Source organism: Victivallis sp. (assembly GCF_048170485.1).
Lineage (GTDB): Bacteria > Verrucomicrobiota > Lentisphaeria > Victivallales > Victivallaceae > Victivallis.
Window position 1 is genome coordinate 1 of sequence record NZ_DBEXAY010000193.1, and the last position, 17164, is coordinate 17164.

A 17164-nucleotide genomic window follows, 5' to 3' on the forward strand; every position below is an offset into this window, starting at 1 on the left:
TCAAGTAAGAAACGGACGAATTGAGGGGCCGGAGCGCCGCAGGCATCCGGCCCTTTTTTCTGCAGACAGGCGGTAATACAATGGATTTACGAGGGTTCAACAAGTTCACACTGGTCGACTATCCCGGGCGGATCGGCTGCATCGTCTTCACCGGCGGATGCAACCTGCGCTGCCCGTTCTGTCACAATCCCTGCCTGGTCTTCGACCCGACCAGTCAGCCGCGGGTGACGGAAAAGGAGTTCTTCGGATTTCTCGACCACCGCCGGGGGCTGATCGAAGGGGTGGTGATCTCCGGCGGCGAACCGATGCTGCATGAAGATATCGGGGAATTCGTCCGCAACATCCGCTCCCGCGACTACCTGGCCAAGGTGGATACCAACGGCACCTTCCCCGACCGGGTGGAGCGACTGCTTCAGTCGGTCGGTGTGGACGCCATGGGGATCGACTACAAGGCGCCGGCCGCACGGTACGCGCAGCTGACCGGAACCGGGGATGAAACGGTCGCGGAACGGGTGCAGAAGAGCATCCGCCTGGCGCTCGAAGCCGGAATCGATCTGGACATCCGCACCACCGTCCACAAGAGACTGCTTTCGGAAGAGGATCTGGCAACCATGCACCGGGAGCTGACTTCGCTCGGCGTCCGGCAGTGGATGCTGCAACAGTACAATCCGGTGGAGGTCATCGACGACGATCTGTCGAAACAGCCGACCTATTCGGACCGGGAGCTGGTGCAGATCGCCCGGCGCCTCGGGCCGGAGGTGAAGGTGCGCGGACTGCACGGCAGAATTGTGGAATAACCTGGAGCGCCGGCACAGAACGGCGCTCCCCTTGCGGGAGACGGCATGAATCTCACGGAAATTCTCGAACGGGCCGCGGCAGGAGACCTCCTCTCCAAAGCCGAACTGAAGTTTCTGCTCGAACTGGAGGCGCCGGAAGATCTGGCGCGACTCTACCGGACGGCGTACGCGGTCAAGCTCCACTATATAGACAACCGCGTCCGGCTCCGCGGCCTGATCGAGATCTCCAACCTCTGCCGGAAGGACTGTTTCTACTGCGGCATCCGCCGGAGCAACGCCCATGTCAACCGCTTCGCGATGACGCTCGACGAGATCGTCGCGGCGGCGCGGCACGCGGTGGAGTTCCACTACGGCTCGGTCGTGCTCCAGTCGGGAGAACGGCACGACCCGGCGTTCGTCGACTTCATCGAGGAGGCGGTGCGGCGGATCAAGGCATTGCCCGGCAACCTCGGCATCACCCTTTCGGTCGGCGAACAGAGTGAAGCGGTTTACCGCCGCTGGTTCGAAGCGGGGGCGCACCGCTACCTTCTGCGGATTGAAGCGTCGAATCCGGCGCTTTACGCGAAACTGCACCCTGCCGACCACCGGTACGAAGAGCGGCTCGCCTCACTCCGGAAGCTCCGCGAAGTGGGCTATCAGGTGGGGACCGGCGTGATGATCGGTCTGCCGCATCAGAGCATCGATGATCTGGTGCACGACATCGAATTTTTCCGGAAACTGGATGTGGACATGATCGGCATGGGCCCCTACATTCCCCATCACGAAACGCCGCTGGGGCGGGAGTTTCCGGAATACGGAGAGCGGCCGGAGCGCCAGCTGGAGCTCGGCCTCAAAATGATCGCAGTCACCCGGCTGCAGCTCAAAGACGTCAACATCGCCAGCACCACCGCACTGCAGGCGCTCGCGCCGGACGGCCGGGAGCGCGGACTGCTCGCCGGGGCGAACGTCATCATGCCGAACATCGGTGAAGTTGCCTACCGGCAGGGCTATCTGCTCTACGAAAACAAACCCGGCACCGACGAGAACGCCCGGCTGGTCCGCGAAAAACAGGAACAGGCGATCGCCTCCATCGGCGAGACGATCGCCTACGATCAGTGGGGGGACTCCCGCCATTTCGCCCGCCGGAACGGCGCGGACGACGGCGTGCCGGACCGGGCGCACCGGGACTCCGCCGCGGCGGTCGTCGATCCGGCCTGGTCGGTGGAAACCCCGGTGCCGGAAGGTGCCGCGCCGGCGGGCTGGCTCTATCCGCCGTGCGAATATGAGCGGTTTCTATTGCAGAAGATGCGCCGCGAAGTCGCGCTCATGAAACTGAATGTCGGCTACCCCGGCTGCTTCCGGCGCCCCTCGACGGTCTGCTGGTTCCGCCGGCGGGTCCGGCCGGAGGAGCTCCTGCTCCGCACAAGCGGCACTCTTTCCGCCACGCTCGACGGGACTCCGCTGGCGGCAACGATGCAGAGCGGCGGCGTGTTCCGCCTCCATCCCGAACGGGAGGGGACGCTGCTTCTGCGGGTGGAAACCGGTTCCGACGGGGAACTTCTGCCGGGAATTCTCCCCCTTCCGCCCCTCGGCTGGGAGGCGTCGAGCGACGGCGTTCACTTCGAGACGGCGCTGCCGGGCGGCGATCCGGCGGGCGACCCGCTGCCGACGCTCCGGCTGACCGCGGAGGAGTACGCACCGGGGCGCTACGACTTCGGCCGGGAGCTGATCGGCACGGTCCGGATTCACAGCGAAACCAGACCGGAGTTCGGCTTCGGCGAATCGACCTTCGAACTGGAAAACCGCGACCCCGCCCGCAGTGAACAGTCGCTGGAGCTGGTCGAAGTTGCGCCGGAGTGCTGGGAGACGCCGGGAGCGCTCGCCTTCCGTTACCTGCGCGTCGAAGCCCCCGCCCCGATACAGGTGGAGTGCGACGCCGAATTCACCCCGGAGTGCTACCGCGGCGCATTCGCCGCCGATGCGGAGCTGAACCGGATCTGGATGTGTTCGGCCTACACTCTGCGGCTCTGCATCCGCCACTTTCTGATCGACGGTATCAAGCGGGACCGCCTGCCGTGGGCGGGCGACCTCGCGCTCTCTCTGCTGGCGAACGCCTACACCTTCGCGGACCCCGAACCGGTCCGCAGGACGCTGACCATTCTCGGCGACGCCGGCATCGAGGAACAGCACGTCAACGGCGCGACCGACTACACCCTCTGGCTGCTGATCTGTCACGATCTCTATCTGCGCTACTTCGAGGATCCAGCCTTTCTGGAGCGGCTCTATCCGGGAATCGCGGCGATGATCGACCGTCTTCTGGAGAGCTCCACCCCCTTCCTGCCGCCGGGCAGCTGGGTCTTCATCGACTGGGTGGCCAGCCGGCAGGAGCCGGAGCGCGGCTGGAACAGCGAGGAGAAGGAGAGCGCGCTTCAGCTCCTCTTCTTCCAGGCGCTCGAAGCGGCCGCCCGTCTGGCGGAGCGCCGGCAGGATACCCGCCTGGCGGAACGGTGCCGGAAACGGGCCGGCGAACTGAAGGAGAGCCTGCTCCGGGGCTTCGACGCCCGGCACGGCCTCTTCCCGGCCAATCCGGCGCGGCCGGAGCTGGGGTTCTACCGCCACGCCAACATTCTGGCCGTCCTCTCCGGACTGGTCGAACCGGCCATGGCGCGGGCCATCATGGAGAAACTCTGCGACGACGAGCTGCCGCCGGTCGGCACCCCGTATCAGGCGGCGCTGGAAATTCTGGCGTTTCACCGGGCGGGCCTGCATGAAACCGCCCTCGCCCGGCTCCGGAAAATCTGGGGCGGCATGCTCCGGCTGGGGGCGACCACCTTCTTCGAAGCGTACGACGCCTCACAGACCGGCAACGAACGGTACGCCTTCTACCAGCGTCCGTACGGGCTGAGCCTCTGCCATGCGTGGAGCGCGGGGCCGGCAGCGCTGCTGCCCATTCTCTTCTTCGGCTGTGAACCGACGGCGGACGGCTGGCGCACCTTCCGGATTGCGCCGTCGCCGCTCTGCCGGGGAAACGAAGCGGCGACCATCCCCACGCCGGCCGGAGCGATCCGGCTGTGGCGGGAAGAGGGTCGCCTGCGGGAGGAGTTTCCGCCGGAGATCACTCCGGAAGAGCCTCGGAGTACCGGGCATCCAGTCCGCCGTGACGGATGATTTTGCCCAGTTCCAGATAGACGATGTCTTCGCAGATGTTGGTGGTGCAGTCGCCGATCCGCTCCAGATGCTTGGCGATCAGGATCACATCGGTGCAGTATCCGGCCAGACCGGGCTGTTTCTGCAGCTCTTCGACGGCACGGTCGCAGATTTCGCCGCTGAGCCGGTCCACGGCGCGGTCGTCGCGGATGACTTCGCTGGCCTCCAGACAGTTGCGGGCCACCAGCGCGTCGAGCGCGCGCTTGAGCATCTGCCGCACCAGCGAAACCAGCGGGTCGAAGTCGAAGAGGACCTCCGGTTTCACGGTATTTTCGGCCATGGAGATGGCGCGGCCGGCGATGTTGGCGGCGAGGTCGCCGATCCGTTCCAGTTCGCCGTTCACCTTGAGAAACGTGATGATGTAACGAAGATCCCCCGCCACCGGCTGATGGAGGGCGAGAATCTTCAGGCACTCCTCCTCGATGGCGACCTCATGCTGGTCGATGACGTCGTCGTGAGCGATGAGTTCCCGGGCGGCGGCATCGTCCCGCTCCCGGGCGGCGGTGACCGCCTTTCTGACCGCATCCTCCACCTCGGCCGCCAGTTCGCTGACCAGCCGTTGCAGGTTGCCGATCTCCTTGGCAAGATGAGCTCTCATTCTTTCTGATTCCTCTGTATCGCTGTTGAACTTGTTTCGATCTTTGCCGGAACGGCATCATCCGAAGCGTCCGGTGATGTACTCTTCGGTCTTCTTCTCCGCCGGATTGGTGAAGATCTTTTCGGTGACGTCGTATTCGACAATCCGCCCCTTGTAGAAGAAGGCGGTGTAGTCGCTGATGCGGGAGGCCTGCTGCATGTTGTGCGTGACGATCACGACGGTGAAGCGGCTGCGCAGTTCGAGCACAAGATCTTCGATCTTCAGCGTCGCCACCGGGTCGATGGCGCTGGTCGGCTCATCCATCAGCAGGATCTCCGGCTCGGCGGCGATGGCGCGGGCGATGCAGAGCCGCTGCTGCTGGCCGCCGGAGAGGGCGAGTCCGCTCTTCTTGAGCTTGTCCTTGACCTCGTCCCAGAGCGAAGCGCCGCGCAGGGCCGCCTCGACCCGGTCGGCAATCTCGCTGCGGGAGAGTTTGAAATGCAGCCGCATCGGATAGGCGACGTTGTCGAAGACCGACATCGGGAACGGCGTCGGCTTCTGGAAGATCATGCCGACCTTGCGACGCAGTTCGAGCACATCCACCTCGGGCGAGAGGATGTTGACCCCGTCGATCTCCACGCTCCCTTCGGCCCGCTGGCCGCGGTAGAGTTCGAAGATGCGGTTGTAGACCCGCAGATGCGTGGACTTTCCGCAACCGGAGGGACCGATCACCGCGGTGATCCGGTTCGCCCGGATGTCGAGGTTGTTGTCGAAGAGCGCCTGGTGCCCTTTTTCGTAAAAGAAGTTCAGATGTTTCACCGATATTTTTACCGGAGGAAGAGATTCAGCGTCCATGGTGTTTCTCCTTGAAAACGATCCGGGTCGCGATGTTCAGCGCGAGCACCATCAATGTAACGATCAAAGCGGCTCCCCACCCGGCCGCATGCTGGTCGGCGAAGGGAGAGTTGGTCGAGTATTCCGTGATCAGAACCGGCAGGTTTGCGGTCGGGCCGGTGAAGTAGTTCTTCGGCCAGGCGTCGCTCCAGAGGGCGGTGAAGAGCAGCGGCGCGGTCTCGCCGCTGACCCGGGCGACGGCGAGCAGGATTCCGGTGATGAGTCCGCCCCGGGCGGAGCGGCAGATGATCTGCAGCGAAGCGCGGGCCCGGGTGGTGCCCAGCGCCAGCGCGGACTCCCGGAGGGAATCCGGCACCATCAGCAGCATGTCCTCGGTGGTGCGCAGGACCACCGGCACCATCAGAATCGCCAGCGCAACCGAACCGGCAAAGCCGGAGAAGGTGCCCAGCGGAATCACCAGCACCGCGTAGACGAAGAGGCCGACCACCACCGACGGCATGCCCATCATCACGTTCGCGGCGAAACGGATCAGATTTCCGACGCGGGTGTTGCGCCCGAACTCGGCAAGATAGATGCCGCCGAGCACCGCGGGCGGAATGCCGATCAGCGCGGCGCCGAGGGTGATCGCCAACGTGCCGAGCAGAGCGTTGGCGATGCCGGAGTCCTCCGCGCCGAACGGTTTGGAGGGTTCCGTGAGAAATTCCAGACTGATTACCGCCGCGCCGCGGGAGACCACCGTCCAGAGAATCCAGATCATGCCGGCGACCGCGACCGCGAGGGCCGCGACCGAGAGGATGCGCACGATCCGGTCAACCAGTTTGCGGCGGAAGAGACCGCGGCGGCGGGTGGAAGAGACGAACGTCATTTTACTTTTCTCCCCGTTTGGCGCCGGTCATGAAGAGGTAGTACTGCGCCAGGATCTGCACCCCCAGCGCCATCAGCAGCAGGATCAGCCCCAGCGCGAAGAGCACCGCCCGCAGGATGCCGTCGGCCTCTGCGAAGTTGTTGGCCAGCGTCGCGGCGATGGTGGTGCCGCTCGCATAGAGGTCGACCGGCATTTCGACGACGTTGCCGACCACGAAGAGGACCGCCATCGTCTCGCCGAGCGCCCGGCCGAGGCCGATGAAGATGCCGCCGAGCAGGCCGCGGATGCCGTACCGCATGACGATGTCACGGGCGGTCTCCCAGCGGGTGCAGCCGATGCCGTAGGCGGATTCGCGCAGGACGCCCGGCGTCATTTTAAAGACGTTCCGCATCACCGCCGACATGTAGGGCAGCACCATCAGCGCGAGAATCAGCGAAGCGGTGAGAATTCCGAACCCGTTGCCGTCCTGCCCGAAGAAGGGGATGCTCCCCAGATGCAGCGTCTCCGAGAGGAAGGGCTGAACGTAGTCCTGCATCAGCGGCACGAGAATGAACAGCCCCCACATGCCGTAGATGACGCTGGGAATCGCCGCGAGCAGATCGAGCGCCTGGCTGAGCACCTCGCCGATGCCGGCGGGTGCATCCACCAGGAAGAGCGCGGTCACGAAGGCCGGCGGAATCGAAATCAGCAGCGCAAGCGCAGTCGTGAGCAGCGTTCCGACAATCGCCGGCAGCGCGCCGTAACTGTTGGCAACCGGGTCCCAATCCGTGCCGATGATGAATCCGGGGCCGAACTCCCGCCAGGCCGGAAAGGATCCCCAGCCGAGCTGGATCAGGAACGCCGCCAGCAGCGCGGGCACCAGAAGCGCACTTCCGGCCGCGGCGACCCGGAACAGCCGATCCATGCCGGCAGAGGTGACTGGAATGATCCGAATCATGATACAGCTCCGACTCGACACTTTCTCAGAACTTGACCGGCTGACCGTTGCAGCGGATCTCATCCGCCCAGCATTTGCGGACCAGCTCCAGCACCTTGCCGGTGAGCGGCACGTAGTTGAGCCGGGAGGCGGTGACCGCGCCCGACGTGTAACACCAGTTGAAGTAGTTCAGCAGAGCGGCCGCCTTCGCCGCATCGGTCTGGTTGCGCTGCACGAGCACGTAGGTGACACCGGTGATCGGCCAGCTCTCGTCGCCGCTCTGATCGGTAAGCACCATGTAGAAGCCTTCGGCGGGATTCCACTGCGCGTTCGCCGCGGAAGCCTGGAACGAGGACGGGGTCGGACGGACAAACTTGCCGGCCTTGTTCTTCAGCGCCACCATCGAGAGCTTCGCTTCGACGGCATAGGTGTATTCGGTGTAGCCGATGGCGCCGTTGATCCGGGCGACGGTGTTGCAGACGCCGGGGTTCTTCTGGCCGCCGATGCCGACCGGCCAGTTGACCGCCGGACCGGCGCCGACCTTGTCGCGCCACTCCTTCGAGATCTTCGAGAGGTAGTTGGTGAAGATGAAGCTGGTTCCAGAGCTGTCCGAACGGCGCACGACGACGATGTTCCGCTTCGGGAGCTTCACGCCCGGGTTGAGCGCGACGATCTTCGGATCGTTCCATTTTTTAATCTGCCCGAGGTAGATTCCGGCGAGGGTCTCCTGATCGAGCTGGAGCGTGTTCGGCTTGACGCCGCGGATGTTGACGATCACCACCACGCCGCCGGTCAGCATCGGGAACTGGCAGAGGTTGGCGGCATCCAGCTCCTTGCGGGTGAGCGGATTGTCGGTTCCGCCGAAATCGACGGTACCGTCCTTGATCTGGTTGATTCCGGCGCCGGAGCCGCTGCTCTGGTAGTTGACCCGGATCTTCTCGCCGGTGGACTGGGAGAATCCGTAGGTCCAGGCGCGATAGACCGGCGCAGGGAACGATGCGCCCGCTCCGTTGATGGAAACGTCGGCCGCTCCGGCCGCAAGCGGAAGGAGCGCAATTAACGCAAGCTTTCGGAAGAGATTCATCTTATACTCCTTGTTGATGTTCCTCCCCGGCATCTGTCTGCGGAGGGTTCCTTCTCCGGGGATTCGCTGTATAAGATATCCTCCCATTGTTAGAGTTTGGTTAGCGTCGTATTAAAATTCTCCCAGATCGCGGGGTTCCGGAGACAGAAAAGGCGGGAAGGAGCTTTTCCGTCAGCTCCTTCCCGCCGAAGTGAAACAACAGCAACGTGTCAGGCGTTGGCCAGCGCCTGGTCGAAATCCGCCTTGAGATCATCGATGTTCTCGATGCCGACCGAAAGCCGGATCATGTCGGGCGACACCCCGGCCGCCTCCAGTTCAGCATCGGTAAGCTGCCGGTGGGTCATGCTGGCCGGATGGAGCACGCAGGTCCGCACGTCGGCGACGTGGACGACGATGGCGGCGAGCCGGAGGGAGTTCATCACCCGCTCGCCGGCGGCCTTGCCGCCCTTGACCCCGAAGCAGAGCACGCCGGAGGCGCCGTCGGGCAGGTATTTGCGCGCCATCTCGTGCTCCGGCGAAGAGGCCAGCCCGGGATAGTTCACCCAGCTCACCTTCGGATGCGCCTCGAGGAACTCGGCCATGGCGAGCGCATTCCGGCTGTGGCGCTCCATGCGCAGCGGCAGCGTCTCCAGCCCGAGGTTGGTGAGGAAGGCGTTGAAGGGCGCCATCGGAACCCCCATGTCGCGGATGAACTGGGCGCGCAGTTTCACCGAGTACGGACAGGCGGCGAAGTTGTCGGTGTAGACCAGCCCGTGATAGGCCGGATCCGGTTCACAGAGGCCCGGGAACTTGCCGTTCTTCCAGTTGAATCCGCCCTTTTCAATGATGATGCCGCCGACGCACTGGGCGTGGCCGTCGGCATATTTGGAGGTGGAGTGGGTGACGATGTCGGCGCCGTGTTCGAAGGGGCGGCAGAGACAGGGGGTCGGGAAGGTGTTGTCAACGATGAGCGGAATGCCGGCGGCGTGGGCGATGCCGGCGAAGCGTTCGATGTCGAGCACCACCAGCGCCGGATTGGCGAGCGCCTCGGCGAAGATCGCCTTGGTGTTCGGCCGGATCGCGGCGGCGACGGTGGCGGAGTCGTCGTGGGGACGGACGAAACTCACCTCAATGCCCATCTTTTGGAAGGTGTTGGTCAGCAGCGAAACGCTTCCGCCGTAGAGGCTCGACACCGCGAGGATGTGATCCCCCGCCGAAGCGAGGTTGAGCATGGAGAGCATCGTGGCGGTCTGCCCGGAGCTGACCGCGACGGCGGCGACGCCGCCCTCCAGCGCGGCCATCCGCTTTTCGAAGGCGTCGACGGTCGGATTGGCGAGGCGGGTGTAGAAGAAGCCGTCCCGCTTGAGATCGAAGAGGTCGGCGACGCTCTGCGCGTCATCATACTTGAACGTGGTGCTCTGATAGAGCGGCAGGACGCGGGGATCGCCGTTGCCGGGGGTGTAGCCGCACTGGACCGCGCGGGTCTCGATTTTCCAATTTTCGTTCATTTCTCAACTCCTTAAAGTTGCAGGGTGACAGGGGCGTCTGCTGCCGGAATTCTCCGGAAAGGGGCAGAAATCCGCCTTCGACAGAAGTCCGCATGACGGCGGGAAAATTCCGCGCCGAATCCGGCCGGTCCCGCCAGTACAGGCAAAATATAACCTCATGAACGGCTTTTTACAAGACAAAGAGGTTGCTTTCCTGAGGAAACGGGTGTATATTATACAGATACAGAGGAAGTTTGCAACAACACCGGGGTACCACGACGGATGATGGCGGAAGAGCTCGTAAAGAAAATCGTCACGGTAAGCAACGTCCGCGGACTGCATGCGCGGCCGGCGGCGGAGCTTTCCAAACTGGCCTCCGGCTTTCAGGCGGAAGTGACGCTGGAGCGGGAGGATCAGCAGGAAAGTCCCGCGGACTGCCGCAGCATCATGGGCCTTTTGATGATGGCTGCGGGCAAGAACACCCGGCTGCGCCTCTGCGCCGCCGGTCCGGATGCGGAAGAGGCGGCCAGGCAGATCTGTGCATATTTCGAATCAGGGTTCGGCGAAAACGAATAGAGCCGAGCCGCAGTGAGGAGCGCCGGAGCATATGACGCAACCAACCCAGACGATTCAGGCCATCGCCGTCTCTCCCGGCATCGCGATCGGGAGGGTTCTGCGACTGCGCAGCCACAGCCACCTGCTCGAACCGGAACCGCACAAGCTCGAACCGGGCGAGGTGGAGTCGGAACTGAACCGGTTTCACGCCGCCCAGGAGCTTACCCGAAAACAGCTCACCGAACTGCGCGAACGGCTTCGCGCCCGGCTCAATTCGCAGGATGCGGACATCTTCGAAGCGCATCTGCTGCTGGTGGATGACAAGATGTTCGTCGGCGCGGTGGAGAAGGGCATCCGCGAGGATCTCTACACCGCCGACTACGCGCTCTATCAGGCGGCGGAACACTTCGCCGCGGTCTTCAACGGGATGGAGGACGAATATCTGCGGGAACGCGGCTCCGACATCCGCGACGTGGCCGCGCGGATCATGGACAATCTTTCTGAAGCGCACAACCACGAGATCGGGCTGGACGACCGCCGGATTATCGTGGGCAGCAGTCTCTCCCCGTCGGAGACTGCGCAGCTCGACCAGAGCAAAGTGCTCGGCTTTGCCGTGGAAACCGGCAGCGCCACCTGTCACACGGCGATTCTGGCGCGTTCGATGAAACTGCCGGCGGTGGTGGGCATTCCACCGGAACTGCCGGAGAGCCTGAGCGCCGCCGACAAACTGATCCTCGACGGCTATACCGGGAAGATCATCATCAATCCGGACGCCCGCACCGAGGAGGCCTACCGGCTGAAGGCGGAGGCGGCGGGGGCGCTCTACAACAAGCTCGAGCAGGAGAAGGCGCTCCGCCCGGAGACCACCGACGGATTCATGATTCAGCTGGCGGCGAACCTCGACACACCGGAGAAGATCGACGAAGTCAGACAGAGCGGTGCCTGCGGCATCGGGCTGTTCCGCACGGAATACCTTTTCATGAACCGGCTCAAGGTGCCGGATGAGGAGACGCAGCTTGACGTGTACAAGAATCTTCTGGTCGCCAGCGGAGAGCATCCGGTCATCGTGCGGACCCTGGATGTGGGGGGGGATAAACTCAACTCCAATCTCTACCGCGCCGCGGAACAGAATCCGTTTCTCGGGCTCCGGGGGATCCGCCTGGGGCTTCACGAGCGCCGCGACCTTCTGGAGACACAGCTGCGGGCCCTGCTCCGGGCGGGGATCTACGGCAATCTGCGGGTCATGCTCCCGATGGTCAGCAGTGTGCAGGAGGTGCAGGATGTCCGGGAGATTCTCGACCAGCTGACCGCCCAGCTTGACCGGGAGGGGAAGGAGCACGTTTCGCGCCTCTCCCTCGGCGTGATGATCGAGACGCCGGCGGCGGCTCTGCTGGCGGACCGTTTTGCCCCCCTGGTCGATTTCTTCAGCATCGGCACCAACGACCTGGTGCAGTACACCATGGCGATCGACCGCAGCAACGAGCGGGTCGCCTACCTCTACCGGCCGACGCATCCGGCGATTCTCGAGCTGATCCGCCGGACCGTGGAGGCGGCGCGCCAGAACAACATCTGGGTGAGCGTCTGCGGTCAGGTTGCCGCGGAGGTGCGGGTTGTGCCGCTGCTGGTCGGGCTGGGCGTTCATGAGTTGAGCATGCCGCCGGCGTCGATTCCGATGGTGCGGCGGGCCATCCGGAGCATGTCGATGCACGAGGCGGAAAAAACGGCCCAGGAGGCGCTTCGCTGCTCCAACTCCAGCGATGCGCTCGCCCTGTCGGAGGCGCTGGTGCGCCGGTGTGCGCCGGAGATCCTCAACATCTGAAAATCTTCTGTTTCCGACTTGGAAACCGGGGCCGAAAATGCTATATTAACCGGGTTGTCTTGTGACATTCCGTTAACGATCCGGTGAGAAATATGGAAAACAGAGTAAAAACGGTCTACTTGTCCGGCCCGATCATGGATGAGCACGAAGGGGCGGCCCGCTCCTGGCGCGATGCAGCGAAACTTCTGCTGGGCAGACAGTTCCGGCTGCTCGACCCGATGCGGCGGGCGTTTGTGGACCGAAAGGTGGACAGTGCGAACGAGATCGTCGAATTCGATCTTCAGGATGTCCGTGACGCGGACATCATTCTGGTGAACTACAACAAGCCGAGCATCGGCACGAGCATGGAGGTGTTCTACGCCGCGCACAATCTCGGCAAATTCGTCGTTGCGTTTTCGCCGTTTGAATATCAGGACTGCAGCCCGTGGATGGCGCGTTTCTGCACCAAGATCCTCGGTTCGCTGGAAGAGGCGGCGGCGTACATCAACACCCATTTTTCTGATTAGAGGAACTGCGCAATGTGTGGAATTATCGGTTACACGGGGCCCAAAGCGGTGGCGCCCATTCTGCTCGACGGTCTCAAGCGTCTGGAGTACCGGGGCTATGATTCGGCCGGGCTCGCGGTGATCTCCGACGAGCGTCTGTACGAGGTCAAAGCGGTCGGCAAGGTGCGCAATCTGGAAGCGCTCGTGGCGGAACAGCCGGAGCTGGAAAAACGTTCCGGTTGCGGCATTGCGCACACCCGCTGGGCGACTCACGGGGAACCCTCTCCGGCCAACGCCCACCCGCACACGGATGACTCCGGCCGGTTTGCCATCGTCCACAACGGCATCATCGAGAACTATCAGGAGCTCCGGGCGCACCTGCTGAGCAAAGGGTGTCACTTCCGTTCCGGCACCGACAGTGAAGTGATCGCCCACCTGATCGCGGAGGGGTACGAGGGGGATCTCATCAGTGCGACCGCCGCCGCGCTGGAACAGGTCACCGGCACCTACGGGCTGGCGGTGGTTTCGACGCTTCACCCCGGCGAGATCGTGGTGGCCCGCAAAGGCAGTCCAATCGTCATCGGCGTCGGCGAAACGGAGAATCTTGTGGCGAGCGACATCGCCGCGCTGCTGCCCTACACCCGGCAGGTGATCTACCTCAACGACGGCGACATCGCACTCTTGACGCCCGACAGAATCGACCTGCGGAACATCAAAAACGTTCCGGTCGAGCGGGAGATCGCCAAGATCGACTGGGACGCCGGACAGGCGGAGAAGGGCAACTACCCGCACTTCATGCTCAAGGAGATCTTCGAACAGCCGGAAACCATCGAAAATGCAATCCGGGGGCGGATCGACCATGAGATGGGCACTGCGGTGCTCAACGGCATGAACCTCACCCCGCACGACCTGGCGCAGGTGACCCGGATTGTCATCGCCGGCTGCGGCAGCAGCATGCACGCCGGGCTGGTCGGGGAATACTTCTTCGAAGACATCGCCGGAATCTCCACCTCGGTCGAACAGGCCGCGGAGTTCCGCTACCGCAATCCGATCATCGAACCGAACACACTGGTCATTCCGATCAGTCAGTCCGGCGAGACCGCCGACACCATCGCCGCGGTGCGGGAGGCGAAGGCGAAAGGGGCGCTGGTGACGGCGCTCTGCAACGTGGTCGGTTCCACCATCGCCCGCGAAGCGGGGCGGGGCATCTACCTGCACGCCGGTCCGGAGATCAGCGTCGCCTCGACCAAGGCGTTTTCGAGCCAGGTGGTGGTGCTTCTGCTGCTGGCGCTGCTGCTCGGGCGGAACCGCCGGCTCAGCCGGAGCGAAGGAGCGGAACTGGCCGCCGAGATCGAGACGATTCCGGCCCTGATCCGCGACGTGCTCAGCCGCGCGCCGGCGATCAAGCAGATTGCCGAACGGTATGCAAAGTTCGAGGATTTCTTCTACATCGGCCGGGGCTGCCTCTACCCCACCGCGCTGGAAGGGGCGCTCAAACTCAAGGAGATCAGTTACATCCACGCCGAAGGGTACCACGCGGCCGAGCTCAAGCACGGGCCGATTTCGCTGCTCGACGAGCGACATCCGGTGCTGGCGCTGGCCAACGACATCCCGGGCAAGGACAAGACCGTCGGCAACATTCAGGAGTGCCGGGCGCGCAAGTCCCCGGTGGTCGCAGTGGTCACGAAAGGCGACGATTCGGTGCGGAAGATGACCGACGACGTCATTGAAATCCCCGCCTGTTCGCGTTTTGTGGCGCCGTTGCCGACGGCGGTGGCGCTGCAGCTCTTCGCCTACTACATTGCCGTCGCCCGCGGTTGCGAAGTCGACCAGCCGCGCAATCTGGCCAAGAGCGTGACGGTGGAATAACATCCGGAAGCAGACAATGTTCAGATTCTTCTACAATTTGTTCCTGCCGATCGGCTTTCTCTTTTTCGTGCCGGGGCTGCTGCTCAAGTACCGCAACCGCGGCGGCTGGAAGGACACCTTCGGCGAGCGGTTCGGCCACTTCACGCCGAAACGGATGGAGGAGCTCAAAGCGTTTCACGGAGCGATCTGGGTTCACGCGGTGAGCGTCGGAGAGGCGGTGATCGCACTGTCGATGATCCGCGAATGGCACGCGCTGCATCCGGAGCGGAAATTTGTCATTTCAACCACGACGACCACCGGCCAGGAGCTGGTGCGCAAGCAGCTGCCGCCAAATTCGGCGGCGATTTTCTGCCCGATCGATTTTCTGTGGATGGTCCGGCGGACGCTCCGGGTTTTGCAGCCGGCGATGCTGGTGATCTTCGAAACCGAGATCTGGCCGAACATGATCGCGGAGAGCCGCCGGGCGGGGATCCCGGTGGCGCTGGTCAACGGGCGGATGTCCGACCACTCGGCCAGCGGCTATCGCCGGGCGCGCTTCTTCTTCGATCCATTGCTCCGGCTCTTCCAGCTGATTTCGGTGCAGACCGAGGCGGATGCCGAGCGGTACAAATCGGTTTCCCCCGGGGCGGTCGTCACCGTCAGCGGGAATTTGAAATTCGATCAGAAGACGCCGGAAAATCTGCCGGATCCGGAGTACGGCCGCTATTTCGGGCCGGGGAAACATCGGATTCTGCTCGCGGCGAGCACCCATCCGGGCGAGGAGGAGCTGGTGGCGGAAACCTTCCGCGAACTGGTTCCGGAGATGCCCGATCTGCGGCTGGTGCTGGTGCCGCGCCACGCCGAGCGGGGAACCGATATCGCCGCGATGCTGACGCGGCTCGGGCTCTCCTATGCCCGGCGGAGCCGTCAGACCGAAGCGAATCCGCCGGTGCAGGTCCTGCTGGCGGACACCACCGGAGAAATGCTCAAGCTGATGAAAGGCGCCGACGTGGTAATCATGGGCAAGAGCCTCGCCGGCCACGACGAGGGGCACAACCTGATCGAACCGGCCCTGCTGGACAAGCCGATCGTCACCGGGCACGTATTGCGCAATTTCCGCTTCATCCAGAAGGTGCTGCTGCAGGAACACGCTCTCGTCACCGTCACCCGCGACTCCGAGCTGGTCGAGCAGCTGCGCAAACTGCTGCCTGACGAGAAGCTTCGCCGCGAGCTGGGCGAACGGGCCGGAGCCGCCATCCGCCGCCATGCCGGAGCGACCCGGCGGACGGTGGAGGCGCTGGAGAAACTCCTGCCGCAACCGGCAGACAGGCAATCATAACCATCTTTCACATATTCAGGAGTTTTCATTGTGAACTGCATCACCCAGCCGGCACAGGCGAAAGCCGGAATCATCACCCCGGAAATGAAGCGGGTCGCCGAAATCGAACGGCTTGAACCGGAATTCATCCGTTCCGGCGTCGCCGCGGGCACCATCGTCATCCCGGCGAACATTCTGCACAAGAATCTGAAAGCGATCGGCATCGGCCGGCAGCTCAAGACCAAGATCAACGCGAACATCGGCAACTCCGCCGTGGCGAGTTGCCCCCGACAGGAGCTGGAAAAACTGCAGCGCGCTCTCAAATACGGCGCGGACACGGTGATGGATCTCAGTACCGGCGGCGACATCAACCGGATTCGCGCTTCGATCATCGAGCACAGTCCGGCGCCGGTCGGCACGGTGCCGATGTACGAAGTGCTGGCCCGTTGCGGCAAGGTGGAGAACCTCTCAGAATCCTTCGTGCTCGACGTGATGCGCGAACAGGCCGAACAGGGGGTGGATTACATGACCATCCACGCCGGACTGCTGCGCGCGCAGATTCCGGCGGCGAAAAAGCGCAAACTGCGGATTGTCAGCCGCGGCGGCTCGATCCTCACGGCCTGGATGAATCAGACCGGCAAGGAGAATCCGTTCTACACCGCGTTCGACGAAATCCTCGAAATCTGCCGCAAATACGACGTCACCCTTTCGCTCGGCGACGGGATGCGTCCCGGCTGTCTTGCCGACGCGAGCGACGAAGCGCAGTTCGCCGAACTGGATGTGCTGGGCGAACTGGTCCGCCGCTGCCGCAAGGCCGACGTGCAGGCGATGGTGGAGGGTCCCGGACACATCCCGTTCAACGAGATCGAGATGAACATGAAGCGCGAGCAGAAGGTGTGCGACGACGCGCCCTTCTACATCCTCGGGCCGGTGGTCACCGACTGCGCGCCGGGGTACGATCACATCACCAGCGCCATCGGTGCGACGATGGGGGCGTATGCCGGTGCGGCGATGCTCTGCTACGTCACGCCGAAGGAGCACCTCGGGCTGCCCAACGCGCGGGATGTGCGCGACGGCGTGATCGCCTACAAAATCGCCGCGCATGCCGCCGACATCGCGCTCGGCAAACCGGGGGCGCGCGAACGCGACGACGCGATCAGCGACGCCCGGGCGGCGTTCGACTGGGAGAAGCAGTTCGAACTGGCGCTCGACCCGGAGAAGGCGCGCGAACTGCGGGAAGAGGCGCTCGCCGAACGCGATCTGCCCGCCGACCACGACCACGGCGATGAACGGTTCTGCACGATGTGCGGACCGAACTTCTGCTCGATGCGGATCAGCCGGGAGCTGTAGAAGTCGTTTTCCCCTCCCCGGTTGCGGAAAAAGTGGAATTCCG

General features: G+C 63.7%; 14 protein-coding genes and 1 pseudogene. 9 read left to right on the forward strand and 6 right to left on the reverse strand.

The genetic code is table 11. From position 1 onward, the window contains the following. Positions 1-80 precede the first annotated feature (80 nt). From ACMLHG_RS10010 to ACMLHG_RS10020, 3 genes and pseudogenes are all read left to right on the forward strand, one after another. Positions 81-797, forward strand: coding sequence for an anaerobic ribonucleoside-triphosphate reductase activating protein (locus tag ACMLHG_RS10010; RefSeq protein WP_294436225.1), 717 nt, complete (start codon positions 81-83; stop codon positions 795-797). 45 nt (positions 798-842) lie between these two features. Beyond that, positions 843-1928, forward strand: a pseudogene (gene hydE, locus ACMLHG_RS10015) ([FeFe] hydrogenase H-cluster radical SAM maturase HydE); the annotation flags it as partial. A 321-nt stretch (positions 1929-2249) separates the two neighbouring features. Beyond that, positions 2250-3944, forward strand: a complete 1695-nt coding sequence (locus ACMLHG_RS10020; protein ID WP_417170410.1) for a hypothetical protein — start codon at positions 2250-2252, stop codon at positions 3942-3944. Here ACMLHG_RS10020 and phoU read toward each other — a convergent pair. The 6 genes from phoU to ACMLHG_RS10050 form a co-directional block, all read right to left on the reverse strand. After that, the gene (gene phoU, locus ACMLHG_RS10025) at positions 3892-4581 is read right to left on the reverse strand and encodes a phosphate signaling complex protein PhoU (protein WP_294436227.1); all 690 of its coding nucleotides are present in this window, start codon (positions 4579-4581) and stop codon (positions 3892-3894) included. The two genes, ACMLHG_RS10020 and phoU, sit on opposite strands and share 53 nt — an antisense overlap. Before the next feature lie 57 nt (positions 4582-4638). After that, the gene (pstB, locus tag ACMLHG_RS10030; protein ID WP_294436228.1) at positions 4639-5415 is read right to left on the reverse strand and encodes a phosphate ABC transporter ATP-binding protein PstB; all 777 of its coding nucleotides are present in this window, start codon (positions 5413-5415) and stop codon (positions 4639-4641) included. Beyond that, a complete protein-coding gene (gene pstA, locus ACMLHG_RS10035) occupies positions 5405-6280 on the reverse strand; it encodes a phosphate ABC transporter permease PstA (protein WP_294436229.1) in 876 nt (291 codons plus the stop codon). Before pstA ends, pstB begins: the two co-directional genes overlap by 11 nt. Before the next feature lies 1 nt (position 6281). Next, on the reverse strand, positions 6282-7217 hold the full coding sequence (gene pstC, locus ACMLHG_RS10040) for a phosphate ABC transporter permease subunit PstC (RefSeq protein ID WP_294436231.1): 936 nt from the start codon (positions 7215-7217) through the stop codon (positions 6282-6284). 25 nt (positions 7218-7242) lie between these two features. Next, entirely contained in the window at positions 7243-8280 is a 1038-nt protein-coding gene (pstS, locus tag ACMLHG_RS10045) for a phosphate ABC transporter substrate-binding protein PstS (protein WP_417170396.1), read from the reverse strand. Between the two features lie 209 nt (positions 8281-8489). Next, the gene (locus ACMLHG_RS10050) at positions 8490-9767 is read right to left on the reverse strand and encodes an O-acetylhomoserine aminocarboxypropyltransferase/cysteine synthase family protein (protein ID WP_417170397.1); all 1278 of its coding nucleotides are present in this window, start codon (positions 9765-9767) and stop codon (positions 8490-8492) included. A 261-nt stretch (positions 9768-10028) separates the two neighbouring features. Here ACMLHG_RS10050 and ACMLHG_RS10055 point away from each other — a divergent pair, with 261 nt between their 5' ends. The 6 genes from ACMLHG_RS10055 (at position 10029) to thiC (ending at position 17121) form a co-directional block, all read left to right on the forward strand. Then, the gene (locus tag ACMLHG_RS10055) at positions 10029-10322 is read left to right on the forward strand and encodes an HPr family phosphocarrier protein (protein ID WP_294436234.1); all 294 of its coding nucleotides are present in this window, start codon (positions 10029-10031) and stop codon (positions 10320-10322) included. Positions 10323-10353: 31 nt separating this feature from the next. Then, positions 10354-12120, forward strand: a complete 1767-nt coding sequence (ptsP, locus tag ACMLHG_RS10060; protein ID WP_417170398.1) for a phosphoenolpyruvate--protein phosphotransferase — start codon at positions 10354-10356, stop codon at positions 12118-12120. Between the two features lie 92 nt (positions 12121-12212). Further along, a complete protein-coding gene (locus ACMLHG_RS10065; protein ID WP_294436236.1) occupies positions 12213-12626 on the forward strand; it encodes a nucleoside 2-deoxyribosyltransferase domain-containing protein in 414 nt (137 codons plus the stop codon). Between the two features lie 12 nt (positions 12627-12638). Continuing rightward, complete coding sequence (glmS, locus tag ACMLHG_RS10070) at positions 12639-14474, forward strand: glutamine--fructose-6-phosphate transaminase (isomerizing) (RefSeq protein ID WP_417170399.1); 1836 nt, start codon at positions 12639-12641, stop codon at positions 14472-14474. 16 nt (positions 14475-14490) lie between these two features. Next, entirely contained in the window at positions 14491-15792 is a 1302-nt protein-coding gene (locus ACMLHG_RS10075) for a 3-deoxy-D-manno-octulosonic acid transferase (RefSeq protein WP_417170400.1), read from the forward strand. 30 nt (positions 15793-15822) lie between these two features. After that, complete coding sequence (thiC, locus tag ACMLHG_RS10080; RefSeq protein ID WP_417170401.1) at positions 15823-17121, forward strand: phosphomethylpyrimidine synthase ThiC; 1299 nt, start codon at positions 15823-15825, stop codon at positions 17119-17121. Positions 17122-17164 lie beyond the last annotated feature (43 nt).

What these genes read in the sequence shown, in the direction of transcription:
- ACMLHG_RS10065 (WP_294436236.1), top strand. Translation starts at nt 12,213, where the DNA reads ATGGAAAACAGAGTAAAAACGGTCTACTTGTCCGGCCCGATCATGGAT.
- ACMLHG_RS10075 (WP_417170400.1), top strand. Translation starts at nt 14,491, where the DNA reads ATGTTCAGATTCTTCTACAATTTGTTCCTGCCGATCGGCTTTCTCTTT.
- glmS (WP_417170399.1), top strand. Translation starts at nt 12,639, where the DNA reads ATGTGTGGAATTATCGGTTACACGGGGCCCAAAGCGGTGGCGCCCATT.
- phoU (WP_294436227.1), bottom strand. Translation starts at nt 4,581, where the DNA reads ATGAGAGCTCATCTTGCCAAGGAGATCGGCAACCTGCAACGGCTGGTC.
- pstS (WP_417170396.1), bottom strand. Translation starts at nt 8,280, where the DNA reads ATGAATCTCTTCCGAAAGCTTGCGTTAATTGCGCTCCTTCCGCTTGCG.
- pstB (WP_294436228.1), bottom strand. Translation starts at nt 5,415, where the DNA reads ATGGACGCTGAATCTCTTCCTCCGGTAAAAATATCGGTGAAACATCTG.
- pstA (WP_294436229.1), bottom strand. Translation starts at nt 6,280, where the DNA reads ATGACGTTCGTCTCTTCCACCCGCCGCCGCGGTCTCTTCCGCCGCAAA.
- ptsP (WP_417170398.1), top strand. Translation starts at nt 10,354, where the DNA reads ATGACGCAACCAACCCAGACGATTCAGGCCATCGCCGTCTCTCCCGGC.
- ACMLHG_RS10020 (WP_417170410.1), top strand. Translation starts at nt 2,250, where the DNA reads ATGCAGAGCGGCGGCGTGTTCCGCCTCCATCCCGAACGGGAGGGGACG.
- pstC (WP_294436231.1), bottom strand. Translation starts at nt 7,217, where the DNA reads ATGATTCGGATCATTCCAGTCACCTCTGCCGGCATGGATCGGCTGTTC.
- ACMLHG_RS10055 (WP_294436234.1), top strand. Translation starts at nt 10,029, where the DNA reads ATGATGGCGGAAGAGCTCGTAAAGAAAATCGTCACGGTAAGCAACGTC.
- ACMLHG_RS10010 (WP_294436225.1), top strand. Translation starts at nt 81, where the DNA reads ATGGATTTACGAGGGTTCAACAAGTTCACACTGGTCGACTATCCCGGG.
- ACMLHG_RS10050 (WP_417170397.1), bottom strand. Translation starts at nt 9,767, where the DNA reads ATGAACGAAAATTGGAAAATCGAGACCCGCGCGGTCCAGTGCGGCTAC.